The sequence below is a fragment of the Planctomicrobium aquicomposti genome (assembly GCF_051466325.1).
Taxonomy (GTDB): domain Bacteria; phylum Planctomycetota; class Planctomycetia; order Planctomycetales; family Planctomycetaceae; genus Planctomicrobium.
The window spans coordinates 4,190,035-4,204,302 of sequence record NZ_CP195792.1 but is presented as its reverse complement, the minus strand read 5'-3'; the positions used below and the strand labels follow the sequence as shown (position 1 = coordinate 4,204,302).

The window sequence follows — 14,268 nt, the reverse complement described above, 5'->3', positions numbered from 1 at the left end:
CCTCCGCTGGCGTCGTCGCCTGGATGTGCATCGGGAATGAGGTATGTTGCTTGGGCCTGTCCCCGCGCGGCAGGGATATTGGAATCGTGCCCATCCGCTCTTCGCGGAAAATGTGATCCGGTCCCCGAAGCCCGCGAATCGGGAACGATCCTGAACAGATTCAGTCTGTAATCAAACGTAGGCCAGGAAACCGGCTGCTGCGGGAATCCATTCGACGTGGGCCTTTCGCAACGAATCCTCTGCGTCAACAATCGTTACAACCGCTACAATTGAGGTGAGGTCGCCCGCTGATTGCACTCCCTTTCGGCGGAAGGGACAAACCGCAGGGTACGGCGGCGGGTCATCGCCGAACTGGTAAACCTTGAGGAGATGAGGGACACTGGAGGAGGTTGCTCGTTCCCGTGCCCGCGCAGGCAGCGTTTCGTCTGATGAAATGCTGACTTCCACGTGGTCGGGACGAGACAATTCCAAGTCAAAAATGCTCTGGGGCGACCTGCTCTTGTTCGGGGAAATTCATGCCGGAATCGCTCGCACGCATCACTGATTTTCTGGCTCGACTGGCTCCGCTGGAACTGGCCGAGAGCTGGGATAATGTCGGCCTGCTGCTCGGTGAGGCCCAGCAGCCGGTCGACAAAGTCTTGACCTGCCTCACACTCACGGAGGATGTGGCAGACGAAGCGGTACAGGGAGGAGCCCGGCTGATTGTCGCTCATCATCCCATTCTGTTTCGGCCCGTCCAACGGCTGACTTCGGCGACGGCCGAAGGGGCGATGTTGCTGAAGCTGATCCGTGCGGAGATTGCTGTTTACAGTCCGCATACCGCCTACGACAGCGCACCGTCGGGCATCAATCAGCAACTGGCGGAATTACTGGGATTGCGAGAGATCGTGCCGCTTCGCCCCGCAGCGGAGTGCGTCGATGCCAGTATGGGGAGCGGCCGCTATGGTCAGCTCGTTCAGCCGCGCCGATGCGATCAGGTGCTGGCCGACGTCAGACATCAGCTGAAGGTGGCTCAACTCGAGTTCGTGGGCGATCCCGCACGGATGGTTCATCAGGTCGCGGTGGCTTGCGGCTCAGCGGGAGAATTTCTGAAAGATGCCCATCAGGCCGGGTGTGAACTGTTTATCACCGGGGAAACCCGCTTCCATACGGCGCTGGAAGCTCGTCAGCTGGGCATCGGTCTGGTCGTGGCGGGGCATTATGCTACGGAGCGTCCCGGGATCGAATGGCTGGCCGCCCGACTGCAGCGGGAGTTTCCACGAGTGAAGGTCTGGGCAAGTGAAGTGGAGCGGAACCCGTTGCAATGGAGTGGATCATGAGCGTCCCCGCTCCCCAGGGGGGAGACCACAATTCGGAGTCGTACGGACCACTGCCGGGAGGCTTGCCTCGTCCATCCAGCGAGGAGTTGCTCGGGCGGGCTCTCCGACTGCGGTGTCCACGCTGCGGCCAGGGGCGGCTGTTCCGCTCGTTCTTCCTGATGCCTGACAAGTGCCCGGATTGCGGATTCCGGTTCAATCCCGAGCCTGGGTTTTATCTGGGGTCGATGTATGTGAATTATGGTGCGACGGCGCTGATCACCACGATCGCTTTTATGGTGGGGCGAATTCACCTGGGGATTGCCAGTGCTCACCTGGTGTGGCCGCTGGGGGCCTTCAGCATTCTGTTTCCAATTATCATGTTTCGACATTCGCGGGCGTTGTGGCTGGCACTGGACTGTCTGTTCGACAGTTCAACTCTCGAACGCGATCCGCATCAACGTGCCGATCCATGATGCCTGTCACCCTGATCAGCTTCGAACAGCTTTCAGCTGCGTCCCTCGGGTGTTATGGCAACCACCAGCAGGCGACCCCCACCTTCGACCGGTTGGCCATGGAGTCGTTGACGTGCGACCAGTATTTCGTTGACCCGGACGGCCCGTCGCTGGCAGAGCAGCTGGCTCAGTGGGGGGACGGCATTGAGATCCTTTCCATTCCCGGTCCGGTCTCTGTGTTGGGGGCAGGAACCGAGGGAACTTCGGGGCTGCGGAGTATCGACTCGTGGCTCCAGGAGTCAATCCGCGGACGGGAGGGGGAGTTCCTGATTGTGACCGCCGCCCGCGGTGAAGACCAGCTCATTGAAGAGGCCCATCCTGACTGGCTGGCCTCGGTGGCGGAACCGGTGGCACATGTTCCGCTGTTGATTCGCGTTCCTTCTGAGCCTTGGGCAGGGAGGGAGTCCGCGCTGCTCACGACTGCCGAAGTCTTGCGGCTGGTCTCCGGGGTTCGGGAGGGAACGTTCCGCTCGTTGGGGGAGTGGCAAGAGTCGTTGCGAGCAGAACTGATCGAATACCGCTCGCGGTTGGCGCGTGCGGTCCGCACCCGCAGTTGTCTGCTGATTGAGTCGCTGCAGTCCGGTGCGCAGATGATGGAGGAGTCGGAAATCCGGCTGTTCCTCAAGCCGGAGGATGTCTGGGACCTGCTGGATGTGGCGAGTCAGCATCCGGACCAGATTGATCGTTATCGTGCGACAGGTCGACTGTAAAATCGACTGTAAAAAGTTTTCACTCGGTGTCATCTCCTCTCGCGACGCCGAGTGCTGATCCTCTTTGTGCGCAATACGCTACGCAGGCAATGCACAGAACATAGTGTTCCAATCGTTGCTGCCACGTGACGTGTGGCGAAACCCGAATTCCTCTGACGGGGGCGGGTAGATCCCCCTTCAAAATGTTCTAGAATGGGATGATCCTTTTCGAGAAATCGCATGCACGAGATACTGAAATTCAGCCCCCGCATTCACTGTTTGCCGGTGGTTCACGGCAGTGGCGACTTCGCGGTGGAAGTTCGCAATGTGATGCTGAGTGAGAAGTTCGACTGTCTCGCGATCCCGCTTCCCCCTTCGTTTCAGGAAGTCGTGGAGGCGGGCGTGCACGTGCTGCCCACCATCACGGTGGCCATTCAGCAAGAGACCAGCCCCTTCGCGGAGCAGTCGTGGTCACCGGAAGGGGGGGACGAGCCAGTCTCGACGCGGGTCGGCAGCTACGTTCCGATTGATCCCTGCCAACCGGTGATTGCCGCCATTCGAGTGGCGATGCAGGAACACATTCCGCGTGTGTTCATCGATCTGGAGGTCGAGACCTTTGAGCCTCGCAGCAACGTTCTTCCCGATCCGTACGCGCTGAAGCGGGTTGCTCTGGAAAAGTTTGCCGCGGCGGTTCTCGGAAGTTCACCCCCTCCGGTTTCGGCACAACATCGCGCCCGGATCGCCTTCATGGCCGAGCGACTGCGGGAGCTGGAGCGGCAATACGAGTCGATTCTGTTTCTCTGTTCGGTCACGGACTGGCCCTGGCTGCGCGATGCGTATCTGCATCCACAGGCGGTCGATGGGGTGGAACCGGCGGTTCAGGAACCGGATCTGTTTCGGATTCATCCGGCGACGCTCATCTTTGTGCTGGGGGAACTGCCGTTTATCACCGGTCAATATGAGCAGACCCGCTTCAGTCTCGACAGCGATGAGAATCTCTCTGTCGATGGCGTGAAAGAGCTGCTGCTGGTGGCGCGCGAAAAGTATCGGACAGAGCTAAAGAATCGTGGACGGAAAATCACGCCGCACTTGTTGGCGACCTATTTGAAATATGTGCGCAATCTCTGCCTGATTGAACGTCGGATGACACCCGATCTGTACACACTGATTACAGCGGCGCAGCAGCTGGCAGGAGATCAGTTTGCCATCGCGGTGGCGGAAGTGGCCCGGGAGTATCCGTTTGTCGACGAACTCCCGCTGGGCGAAATGCAGATGTCGATCGATCGCGGGCAACTCCCCGATGGCAGCCTGCTCGATCTCAAGAACCGGCTGGCGGGACAGGCCATCAGCTGGCGGTCCTGTCAGCTGAATCGCAAGCCCCCGGAGATCGACAAGCAGCGCTGGGCGATGCGCTGGAACCCATACAACCACTGCAGCTGGCCACCCGAAGACATCGCGATTGAACGGTTCCGGACACACGTCAAGGATCGTGCTCTCTCCATGCTGGGGAACGATCTGGCACGAGTCGAGAAGTTTTCCACCAGTCTGAAAGACGGTCTGGATATCCGCGAGACGCTTCGCAACTGGCATACAGGTGAGCTGTATGTCAAAGAGCTGCCGCCGAGCCGCGGGAGCCTCGACTGTGTGCTGATGTTGTTTGACTCACCCGCCGATCCCCGCGCCTATCCGTGGCGGATCACCTGGCACGCGGAACATCATGACGAGTCGACCCTCTCGTTTTTCGCGACCAGCTATGAAAACGAAATGGTAGGGCCTGGGATCGCCATGGCGACGTACGGCGGAGCGATGTTCCTGTTTCCGCCGCGACCGGTTCCGGATATCTGGCGCGATCGGCGGTTTGATTTTGCGGACACGCTGGAAGAACGGCTGCTGGCGGCGGCTTGTGCTTATGCGAAGGAGCGACATATTGCGGTGCTCTCGCAGGCCGCTCCGGGAGTCGGCTGGAGGCGACTGGCCAAGCGACACGGCAAACGGCTGATTCATGTGCCGTTGGCGCATTTCAGTCAGGAAGCGCTGCAGCAGCTGCGCATCTTTCATGTGTTGAACGGTCGGCAGGTGCGCAGTTACGCCGAACACTTTATTCGCAAGGCCTGAGCCGGAGTGGGCTCGTGGGAGTGCGACTCCGACTCACTCATACAGATTGGTGTAGAGCTTGGAGCGGAACTCCTGCCACTCCTGATGCCGACGGTGGTCGCATTCGTGTTCAACGAGCTCGCAGGTCCACTCGTCCATCCGGCGGAGCCGGTCCGACAGAATCCGCACCAGGTTGGCGGCGATCTTCATCGCGGCTGATGGGCAGGCTTCGACGAGCTTGTCGTACTGCCCGCGCATCAGCCGCAGGGTTTCCACACGGTCGACGGCACGGACGGAAGCGGAGTGCGTTGAGGCCTGCAGGAACGACATTTCTCCGAAGACGGCCCCCGGCTCGAGGACGGCCAACCGGCTGTCACGATGAGGACCCCGTTTCACCACCTCGCAGGTCCCTTCCAGCAGCACCCAGATTCCCTGATAGAGGTTCCCCTCGGTCAGAATCTCGTGGCCGGGTGTGAACCCTTCCATCTGACTCCGTTCGGTAAAGGCCCGCAGTTCGTCTGGGGTGAATCCCTGCAGCAGGGGTGAACGGGCGATCTGCTGCTGATAGTGGGCTGGTATTTCCACGAGGCAAATTCCTTAATCAGATGCAACCCCCGCGGGGGGCACAACACTGTGTCAGTTCTCGACTCGGTTACTCGTGACTGTCCCCTCGCTGTGTGGGTCTCGTGCCGTGTAAGGGGGCGACGACGCGTGACAGGCGACGGGTCAGCCTGCAATTCGAAATGGATGAAACAGGTTCTTGTCTGCAGCCGTGCTGTCATCACAAAAGGTCGACAGACATTTGCCCCCCAACGTCAGGGGATGATGAATCCATTGTCAGTTCAGATCCCCGCGAGAACCGTGGCCCGGCCGACGCGGCCGATTCCCAACACGTAGGCGGCGGTTCTCATGGAGACTTTCTTTTCTTCCGCTATCTTCCAGACCCGGTCGAAACTGTCTCCCATGATCTTGTCGAGTCGCTTTCGCACTTCCGAAAGTTCCCAGCGGAAGTGCTGACGATTCTGGACCCACTCGAAATAGCTGACGGTCACACCGCCGGCATTGGCCAGAATGTCGGGGACGACCAGAATTTCCTTTTGGGCGAAAATCTCGTCCGCATCCGGCGTTGTGGGGTTATTGGCAGCTTCGACGATGATTTTGGCCCGCACAGCGCTGGCGTTCTGTCTGGTCAACACACCGCCGAGCGCTGCTGGGATGAGGACGTCGGTCGCGGAGGCGAGCAGTTCTTCATTGGTGATTTTCTCTGCTTCCGGGAAGCCAGCCAGACTTCCCTTGGAGGCCATGTGTTCCAGAAGGGCGGGGATATTGAGCCCCTCGGCATTGCGCACGCCCCCCGTGGCGTCTGTAATGGCCACGATCTTTGCCCCCATTTCATGCAGGATCCGGGCTGCGTGGCTCCCCACATTGCCGAAACCCTGAATGGCAATGGTGGCTCCCGCGACGGGACGTTTCATTCGTTCCAGCGCCGCATGAGTAATGACCGCCACACCCCGGCCGGTGGCTTCTTCACGTCCATCGGCCCCATGCAGTTCCACCGGCTTGCCGGTCACGCAGGCGGGATTGAAGCCGTGATATTTTTCGTACTGGTTCATGATCCACGCCATCGTCTGGGCGTTGGTTCCCATATCCGGGGCGGGGATGTCTTTGTCGGGGCCGATCACATCGTGGATCTCGTCGACAAACTTCCGGGTGATCCGTTCAATCTCGCCCTGGCTGAACTTGGCGGGGTTAATGGCAATCCCCCCTTTGGCGCCGCCGTAAGGAATGTTGACCACGGCGGTCTTCCAGGTCATGAGCGAGGCCAGTGCCAGTACCTCACCCCCGTCGACTTCCGGGTGATAGCGCAGGCCCCCTTTCATCGGACCGCGGGCCTTGTCGTGCTGGACGCGATAGCCGATGTAAGTGGCAATCTGGCCGTCGTCCATCTCCAGAGCAATCTGGACCTTGACTTCGCGAAGTGGGGTCGACAGCAGCTTCGACATGTTGTCAGACAGCCCCATGATGTGAGCGGCCTGCTGAAAATATCGATCTGCAGCTTCAAACGAGCTCATGATGAAATCCCACCAAAGTACAAGACCTGGTTGTGACCTCTACGGGTCATATTGGATGTCGTCCCGAGAATCAACGCGACAACGCGCGTTCTCGCCGGTAAACAGATGCGGCGCTTTTCAACGGGGGGGTGACAGCAATTTTCCTTGCGAAACCGCTTCGCAGCGACTGAAAACTCCGCTTTCGGAAAAGAGAGCGAGGGGAATTTTCGACAGCTGGAATGTGGCCAAGTTGGCCGTCCGGGTCAAGATGAATGATGAAGCGGGAAGTTGAAATCATTGACCCCCCGACAGATCGCCCATAGAGTTGAAGTGACAGTTCCGACAATCTGACCTGAGGCATTTTATGGCGACCGGGCAACCCTCCCCTGAAACAACTCCGCCCGAGGGAAAACCCGGCCCCAGACGCAAGGACAAGGGGAACGGGGCAACATTCTGGTATTTGCTGATCGGCTTTATTGTCGCGGCACTCGGCTGGGCCTGGCTGTACGACTCTTCACTGGCCAAAGAAATTTCATTTGGCGAATTCGTCGCCGGGATCGAATCGGGCAAGCTGAGTCGTGAGAACGTTCACGAACTGAAATTCGGCGAGCAGTTCATCACCTATCAGAACCAGCCTGCTCCCAGTAAGACTCCCGATTCCGGGAAGGCCGAAGCCGAATCTGGGACTCCCGCATCCGAGGCAGCCGCAGACGCGGCTGAGACGTCCAAAGAACCACGCGTCCGCTATCGCATTCCGCGGGGAGGACTTCCTCCGGAAGAAATTGCCAATCTGACATCGCTGCTCCGCAAGAACAACATTGATTACGACGGCACGACTCAGGGGACATCCTGGAGCAACGTCGTCACGATCCTGCTGTTCGCCGCACTCGTGCTGGCATTTGTCCTCATGTTACGGCGGATGGGAGGCCCCGGACAGGCCATGTCATTCGGCCGCAGCCGAGGCAAGCTGTATGCAGACGATGATGTCCGCATCACCTTCGATGATGTCGCGGGGATTGAAGAGGCGGTTGAGGAACTGCGGGAAATCGTGGAGTTTCTGCGGACACCGGGGAAATATCAGGCTTTGGGAGGACGAATTCCTCGCGGGGTGCTGCTCGTCGGTCCGCCGGGAACGGGGAAAACGTTACTGGCGAAGGCGGTGGCAGGCGAGGCAGGCGTTCCGTTCTTCAGCCTGTCCGGTTCGGACTTCGTTGAAATGTTTGTGGGTGTCGGAGCTGCGCGCGTCAGAGACATGTTTGCGCAGGCGGTGCAGAAATCACCGGCGATCATTTTCATTGACGAACTCGATGCCCTCGGCAAGGTGCGTGGCAGCGGTTCCCAAGGGGGACACGATGAGCGCGAGCAGACGTTGAACGCACTGCTCGTGGAGATGGACGGCTTCTCCTCCGACCAGAGTGTCATTGTGATGGGAGCGACAAACCGGCCCGAGACACTGGATCCCGCGCTGATGCGACCGGGACGATTCGACCGCCACGTGCTGGTGGACCGGCCCGACTATAAGGGACGGGAAGCGACGTTGCGGGTCCATTCACGCAAGATCAAGATGGACAACGACGTCAATCTGGCCCGGCTGGCGAAGCTGACACCGGGCTTCGTCGGTGCGGACTTGGCGAATCTCGTGAACGAAGCGGCTCTGCTGGCCGCCCGTGCCGACAAGACCGCCGTCTCCATGCATGAGTTTGAAGAAGCGATCGAGCGGGTGATAGCGGGACTGGAAAAGTCGTCGCGCCTGATTCATGAAGACGAGAAGCAACGCGTCGCCTATCACGAATGCGGACATGCTCTCGTCGCCTGCAGCCTGCCGCAGACCGATCCGGTGCACAAGATTTCCATCATTCCGCGCGGGTTCGGTGCGCTTGGGTACATGCTGCAGCGACCGGAAGATGATCGGCATCTGATTACCCAGACCGAGATCCAGAACCGGATCTGTGTCGCCCTGGGGGGGATTGCTGCGGAAGAAGCGGTCTTTGAGGAGACATCGACCGGAGCTCAGAACGATCTGGAGCAGGCGACCGAGCTGGCCCGTCGGATGGTGATGGAGTTCGGGATGAGCCCCAAACTCGGGCGGGTGAACTATCGCGAATCGAAACGCTCGCCGTTTTTACGCGGCTCATCGCAGGGAGGGGCCGATTACTTTCATAGCGAGCACACGCTGCGGGAGATTGATCTCGAGATTCGTCGTATCGTTGATGAAGCGATGACGGTGGCGCGGGAAATTCTCCGTTCCAACCGGGCCGTGCTGGAGCAGATGACCAAAGAGCTGATCGAGCGCGAAATTATGAACGCCGAGGAATTGCAGGTAATTCTCGATGCGCACAAGACCGGCCCACAACTGAAAGCGGGAACATCCGTCATGCGTCCGCCGACAACCGATGAGGCAGCAGCGCATGCCGTGCGGAATGCGCTGAAGCAGGGGACCGACGAGTAGGGTTCGTGGCGAATGCACTGTGGAGAGCGTGCGGCTCTCCACAGCGTTTGCCGTTTGCTCAGCCGGTGACCGGGTTCCGCAGCGTGCCCAGTCCCTCAATTTCAACTTCGACCGTATCGCCCGCTTTGAGCCAGACCTGTGGAGATCGACCCATACCGACGCCCGAGGGGGTGCCGGTAAAGATCAAGTCACCCGGTTCCAGCGTGATCAGTTGAGAGACGTGGGCGATCACGGCATCGACACCGAAGATAAATTCCTTCGTCGTACACTGCTGCATCGTCTCACCATTCAGACGCAGCGAGATGGCCAGATCATGTGGATTGCCCGCTTCATCGGCGGTCACCAGGCACGGTCCGATCGGAGCGAAGGTGTCGGGGGTTTTTCCCAGCAGCCACTGCTTGCCCGGTCGACCGATCTGCCAGTCGCGTGCGGAGACGTCGTTGCCGTTGCAATAACCAGCCACGTAGCTCAGTGCATCTCCAACGGAGACATGTTTCGCCCGGCGACCGATCACCGCCACGAGTTCAGCTTCATAGTCGACCTGGTTCGATGCCGGGGGGAGCTGAATCGCCTCTTCAGGACCAATCACCGCGCTGCTGAACTTGCTGAAGCAGATCGGTTCCGAGGGGATTTCCATCCGGGACTCGACAGCGTGCTCGCGGTAGTTCAGCCCGATGCAGAGCACTTTGCCGGGATCCGGAATGGGAGCCAGCAGCTGCCCCTCAACCGTCTGATGGGACGCCAGACCCTGCTGGAGCGCTCTGCGGCTGCGAGACAGATCGGGATCTTCCGCCAGCAGACTGCGTAAGGAGCGGGGCAGCGTGGTATCGATCCGGTTCAAAGGAATGAACCGCGGGACCGCGCCGATGGTCTCGACAGCCACGACTTCCGGTCCGGATGCGGTCTGTAATGTCGCCAGTTTCATGGAGCCCCTCTTCAGGTCGATTAGGTATTGCGTGCAAATCGAGAGCATACTGACTTTAGATTGCCCCGTCCTCGCCACGCGGATGTCAGCCTGTCGCCATACGAAAGGCTTGCCGCGCGGGGACTGGGCAAGAGTCACCTGCTCTCAGGAAAGTTGGCAGCCCGCCCCTCTGCGGATCTCCCCCGGTTCTGGTGAGAGAGCCCTGATGCGGCTATCTTAAATGGGGAGGACCACTCCCGCGAGAGAACCGCAGTTCCCCTCAATCGGCTTTCGTCAGATTCCCGCGTGGTGTCCTCTGCGATTGACTGCTGTTTTGATGTGCTGCCTGCCGTAAGGAAAAGTGATGTTGCTGCCGAAAATGTATCGCATCCGTCAGACGTTCCCACGGCCGCGCATCGACGATGTGGCTGCGGAAGTTTCCCGGCAGCTGAAGTCGTTGTCGCTGGAGCGGAAGATCCGGCCCGGTCAGACCGTGGCCCTGACCGTCGGCAGCCGCGGCATTGCCAATATTGCGGTGATGGCCAAAGCGGTTGTCGACGAGATGAAAGCTCTGGGGGCGGTGCCGTTCGTGGTGCCGGCGATGGGGAGTCATGGGGGAGCGACTGCGGAAGGGCAACGGGCGGTGTTGGCCGGGTTCGGCGTGACCGAAGAGTTTCTTGGCTGCGAAATCCGATCTTCCATGGAGACGGTTGTCGTCGCCGAGACTGCGCAGGGGTTGCCGGTGCATATCGACAAGCATGCCTGCTCGGCCGATCATCTGATTGTGATGAACCGGGTGAAGCCGCATACGACGTTTGTGGGGGAGATTGAATCGGGTCTGCACAAAATGATGCTGATCGGGTTGTCCAAGCATACCGGGGCGCTGCTTTATCATCGCGCGATCCGGAACTACCCGTTCGGAACGATCATCAAGGCCGTTTCGTCGGCGGTGATCGAGAAGTGTCGCGTGGTGGCCGGGATTGCGATCGTCGAGAATTCGTACGATGAAACCGCGCTGATTGAGGCGATTCCTCCCGAGCGGTTTTACGAACGCGAGCAACAGCTGCTGCAGCAGGCGCTCGCCTGGATGCCGCAGTTGCCCTTCACGGAAATCGATCTGCTGGTCATCGACCGGATCGGCAAGAACATCAGCGGTACCGGAATGGATACCAACATCGTCGGTCGCAAGTACAACGACCACGTCGCCACCGAGCATGATCGCGTCAACTGCAAGCGGATCTTTGTTCGCGATCTCACGTATGAAACCAAGGGGAACGGGTTAGGGATCGGCATTGCGGAATTCACCACCCGTCGCTGCGTCGACAAGCTCAATCTGGAGACGACACGTATCAACGCGATGACCTCCAGCCATCCGACCGCCTGCATGCTGCCGTTTGCTTATGTCAACGATCGGCTGGCCATTGAAGACGCCATGCTGACGATCGGTCTGACTGAGCCGCCCGATGCGCGGATCATTCAGATTGCCGATACGTTGCATCTGGCGGAGATGATGGTCAGTGATGCCTTTCTACGCGAAGGGGCCGATTTTCCGTTTGAGGTTCTTTCCGGTCCGTCGGAAATGACGTTCGATGCGGAAGGCAATCTCCCCGAGATTGGTCACACCCACGACTGAAAGATTGGCTTCTTCCGGCAGTCGTCTCACGATTCCGCAGCGCGCTCCTCCAGCTTTTCGAGCACGAGGTGATGCAGAAAAATAACTCCGCAGAGCCAGAAAAAATCAAGCATCGCCAGTAGCCCATCACCGCCCCCTCCACTGAAGACCCCCATCAGGCAGGCCATCATCAGCATATTGATCAGCATGACGATCAGTCCGCCGCTGAACAGGGCGATCGGCCAAATCGCCCAGCGGGTCGAGATCGAAAGGTAAATGGCCACATGCAAACCGGCCAGCACCTGCAACACGGCGTAGGTGATCGCACCGATTCCTTCGATACGAGAAAACACTTCACCAAGGCCTTCGAGAAAATCGGGGAAGATGACGAGAATACCGAAACAGATCCACAGCAGTGCCGGCCAGAGACTCAGCAGCACGCCAACCAGTTTGCTGTAAGCCAGCTTCGGGATCGAATAGGGCAACATGCAGAGCGTTGACCAGGTTTTGTCGGAAAGTTCCGCACGGTACAGCCGGGAGGTCTGAACCAGAAATTCGATCACGGCGGCCGGAATCGCCACGGCAAACGCGATACCGGCCAGCGACTTCAGACTGGCAGCGAAGAGGTTGTAGTTGTCGGCACTCAGCCACGTGAAACCGAGGATCAGCGCGCTGTAGAGGATGAATTTGAAAATCGTCGCGGGGAAGCCGCCCGAGGTAATGGTGAAGTCTTTCCACGCAATGGCCCATCCCCAGGCCCGCCGCGGCTGCGAGGCCTGGCGCCGCTTCAGCAGATTGCCGATGCCCAGATGCCAGGGAAGGCTCTGGCCCGGCTCGACCTCATTGCGGGTGCAGGGCTCGAAAATCATCCACGAAATGCCGAACAGGACCACCCCGGCGACCACGTTCGAAACGACCTGAAACGAGAGGGCCGGATCATTAAACCCCGTCGACAGGGCAGCGTACAGGCGGTACATCGCGGTCATGTCGATCAGCGTGCCGCACACGGACGACAGCCACGCCATCGGTGTGACCAGAAATCCGTTCACGATCAGTTCGTTGGCCCCCGCCTGCAGGGGATAAGGGAGGAAGTGAAAGAGGAACAGAATGAACATTGTCCAGCCACACGCGGTGGTGGTCGTGTTGCAGAGCACGGACATCAGCAGTCCCAGATTGCCGACAAACAGCAGGTGGGCGAAGAGCGCGACGTAGACCGCCACGATCTGCTGCCACGACACTCCCCCCAGCGTGATCGACAACACCGTGAAGGGAATCTGGATGGCAATGAGCAGCGCGGCATTGCTCAGTTGCGGCAGCCAGTTTCCCAGGAGAATCGACAGCGGACTGACCCCGGCCATTTTCATCAGCGAGAGGGTCCGCTCTTCTTTTTCCTCGGTAATTGTCGAGGCGAAGAACGAGCCTCCGGCAAAGGTAATGAACCAGTAGTTCAGATGGGCGATCCAGCCAAACAGCCTCAGCCCCGGCGCATTGATGGAGAAAGGTTCCATCCAGGTGAACCACAGGATCGTCAGGATCACCGTGGCGAGCGCTGCGCGAAACAGGTAGGGCTTGACCTCGCGGGTTTCGACCTGCAGGGCTCTGCGCATCAAGGCGAACGTTTTGGATGTCACGTCCGAACCCCCCGTTCGGTCAGGTCCATGAAGGCTTCGTTCAGCTGGCGCTGATCCCGACCGAAACTGATAATGGACTGATTCTGATTCAGGATTTGCCTCAGCAGCTGATCCCCATCGGTCAGGGCCGGATCGATCTTCACGCGGACTTCCGAACGCCCTTCAACAGGTTCCACTCCCAGCACCCCGTGCAGCCCGGAGAGGCAGGACAGCTGGGTTTCCGGATCGGTGTTCAACCGGATGCGGAAGACAGGCTGTTCGGTCTGCTGGTCCAGCAGGCCCTCCATGGGACCGCTGTATTTGGTGTGACCCCGGTCGATGATGGTGACACTGTCGCACAGTTCGGCGAGTTCGCTCAGGATGTGACTGCTGATGAAGACGGTTTTCCCCATGCGTCGCAGCTCCCGCAGGATCTCCATCAGCTCAATGCGGGCGCGAGGATCGAGTCCGGATGCCGGCTCGTCGAGGAGGAGCAGATCCGGATCGTTGACGAGCACGCGGGCGAGGCTCACCCGCTGCTGCATACCGCGGGACAGCCCCTGAATGAGATCCCCTTTGCGACCATCCATATCGGTCAGAGACAGCACGTCCGCCACAATCCGGTTGCGTGCGGCCAGGTTGAACCCGTAGGCCGCGGCGAAAAAGTCGAGATATTCGAAGACCGTCATCTGTCGGTACATGCTGAAGTGGTCGGGCATGTAACCAATCCGCTTGCGGATCGCCTTGACGTTTTCACGCACGTCCATGTCGAAGACTTTGATCCGGCCCTGCTGTGGTTGGAGCAGCGTGCAGATCAGCTTCAGGGTCGTGGTCTTGCCCGCTCCGTTGGGGCCCACGAAGCCATGCAGCGATTTGGGGTGGACCTGAAACGATATTCCATCCAGAGCGCGATGCTGCTTGAAGGTGTGTGTCACGTTATTCAGGTCGATGATCGGTCCCATGAATTCCCTCGCTGCGAGAAATGCTCTCTGTTGCCGGAGTCGTTGTGTTCGAGTCGACGCTCTTGTTGCGGCGGCACAGTTCGGAGT

The 14,268-nt window shown here is 59.4% G+C and carries 11 protein-coding genes; 6 read left to right on the top strand and 5 right to left on the bottom strand.

The window, feature by feature from the left end; all coding sequences use genetic code 11:
- The first annotated feature begins 515 nt into the window (after nt 1-515).
- The 4 genes from SH664x_RS16220 to SH664x_RS16205 all read left to right on the top strand — a co-directional run bounded on the left by SH664x_RS16220 (nt 516) and on the right by SH664x_RS16205 (nt 4,614).
- Entirely contained in the window at nt 516-1,319 is an 804-nt protein-coding gene (locus SH664x_RS16220) for a Nif3-like dinuclear metal center hexameric protein (RefSeq protein WP_437202652.1), read from the top strand.
- Nucleotides 1,316-1,771 carry a DUF983 domain-containing protein gene (locus SH664x_RS16215; RefSeq protein ID WP_437202651.1) on the top strand — a complete coding sequence of 152 codons (456 nt, stop codon included), beginning with the start codon at nt 1,316-1,318 and terminating at the stop codon, nt 1,769-1,771. Before SH664x_RS16220 ends, SH664x_RS16215 begins: the two co-directional genes overlap by 4 nt.
- Nucleotides 1,768-2,520 (top strand): hypothetical protein, encoded by a 753-nt coding sequence (locus tag SH664x_RS16210; protein WP_437202649.1) that lies wholly within the window; start codon nt 1,768-1,770, stop codon nt 2,518-2,520. Before SH664x_RS16215 ends, SH664x_RS16210 begins: the two co-directional genes overlap by 4 nt.
- A 219-nt stretch (nt 2,521-2,739) precedes the next feature.
- Complete coding sequence (locus tag SH664x_RS16205) at nt 2,740-4,614, top strand: hypothetical protein (protein ID WP_437202647.1); 1,875 nt, start codon at nt 2,740-2,742, stop codon at nt 4,612-4,614.
- Between the two features lie 33 nt (nt 4,615-4,647).
- On the opposite strand, the gene SH664x_RS16200 is transcribed toward SH664x_RS16205, so the two are convergent.
- Both SH664x_RS16200 and SH664x_RS16195 read right to left on the bottom strand, forming a co-directional pair.
- A complete protein-coding gene (locus SH664x_RS16200) occupies nt 4,648-5,178 on the bottom strand; it encodes a cyclic nucleotide-binding domain-containing protein (protein ID WP_437202646.1) in 531 nt (176 codons plus the stop codon).
- A 257-nt stretch (nt 5,179-5,435) separates the two neighbouring features.
- Nucleotides 5,436-6,665 (bottom strand): Glu/Leu/Phe/Val family dehydrogenase, encoded by a 1,230-nt coding sequence (locus SH664x_RS16195; protein ID WP_437202645.1) that lies wholly within the window; start codon nt 6,663-6,665, stop codon nt 5,436-5,438.
- Nucleotides 6,666-7,008: 343 nt separating this feature from the next.
- Between SH664x_RS16195 and ftsH the strand changes: the two genes are divergently transcribed.
- Nucleotides 7,009-9,093, top strand: coding sequence for an ATP-dependent zinc metalloprotease FtsH (ftsH, locus tag SH664x_RS16190; protein WP_437202644.1), 2,085 nt, complete (start codon nt 7,009-7,011; stop codon nt 9,091-9,093).
- A gap of 58 nt (nt 9,094-9,151) precedes the next feature.
- On the opposite strand, the gene SH664x_RS16185 is transcribed toward ftsH, so the two are convergent.
- Nucleotides 9,152-10,018, bottom strand: a complete 867-nt coding sequence (locus SH664x_RS16185) for a fumarylacetoacetate hydrolase family protein (RefSeq protein ID WP_437202642.1) — start codon at nt 10,016-10,018, stop codon at nt 9,152-9,154.
- A gap of 343 nt (nt 10,019-10,361) precedes the next feature.
- Between SH664x_RS16185 and SH664x_RS16180 the strand changes: the two genes are divergently transcribed.
- Entirely contained in the window at nt 10,362-11,630 is a 1,269-nt protein-coding gene (locus SH664x_RS16180; RefSeq protein ID WP_437202640.1) for a lactate racemase domain-containing protein, read from the top strand.
- 26 nt (nt 11,631-11,656) lie between these two features.
- Here the strand turns inward: SH664x_RS16180 and SH664x_RS16175 are convergent, their stop codons facing one another.
- Nucleotides 11,657-13,240 carry an ABC transporter permease gene (locus tag SH664x_RS16175; protein ID WP_437202638.1) on the bottom strand — a complete coding sequence of 528 codons (1,584 nt, stop codon included), beginning with the start codon at nt 13,238-13,240 and terminating at the stop codon, nt 11,657-11,659.
- Nucleotides 13,237-14,181: an ABC transporter ATP-binding protein gene (locus SH664x_RS16170; protein ID WP_437202637.1), complete on the bottom strand. Its 945-nt coding sequence runs from the start codon at nt 14,179-14,181 to the stop codon at nt 13,237-13,239. The genes SH664x_RS16175 and SH664x_RS16170 overlap by 4 nt, the downstream gene beginning before the upstream one ends.
- Nucleotides 14,182-14,268: the final 87 nt, after the last annotated feature.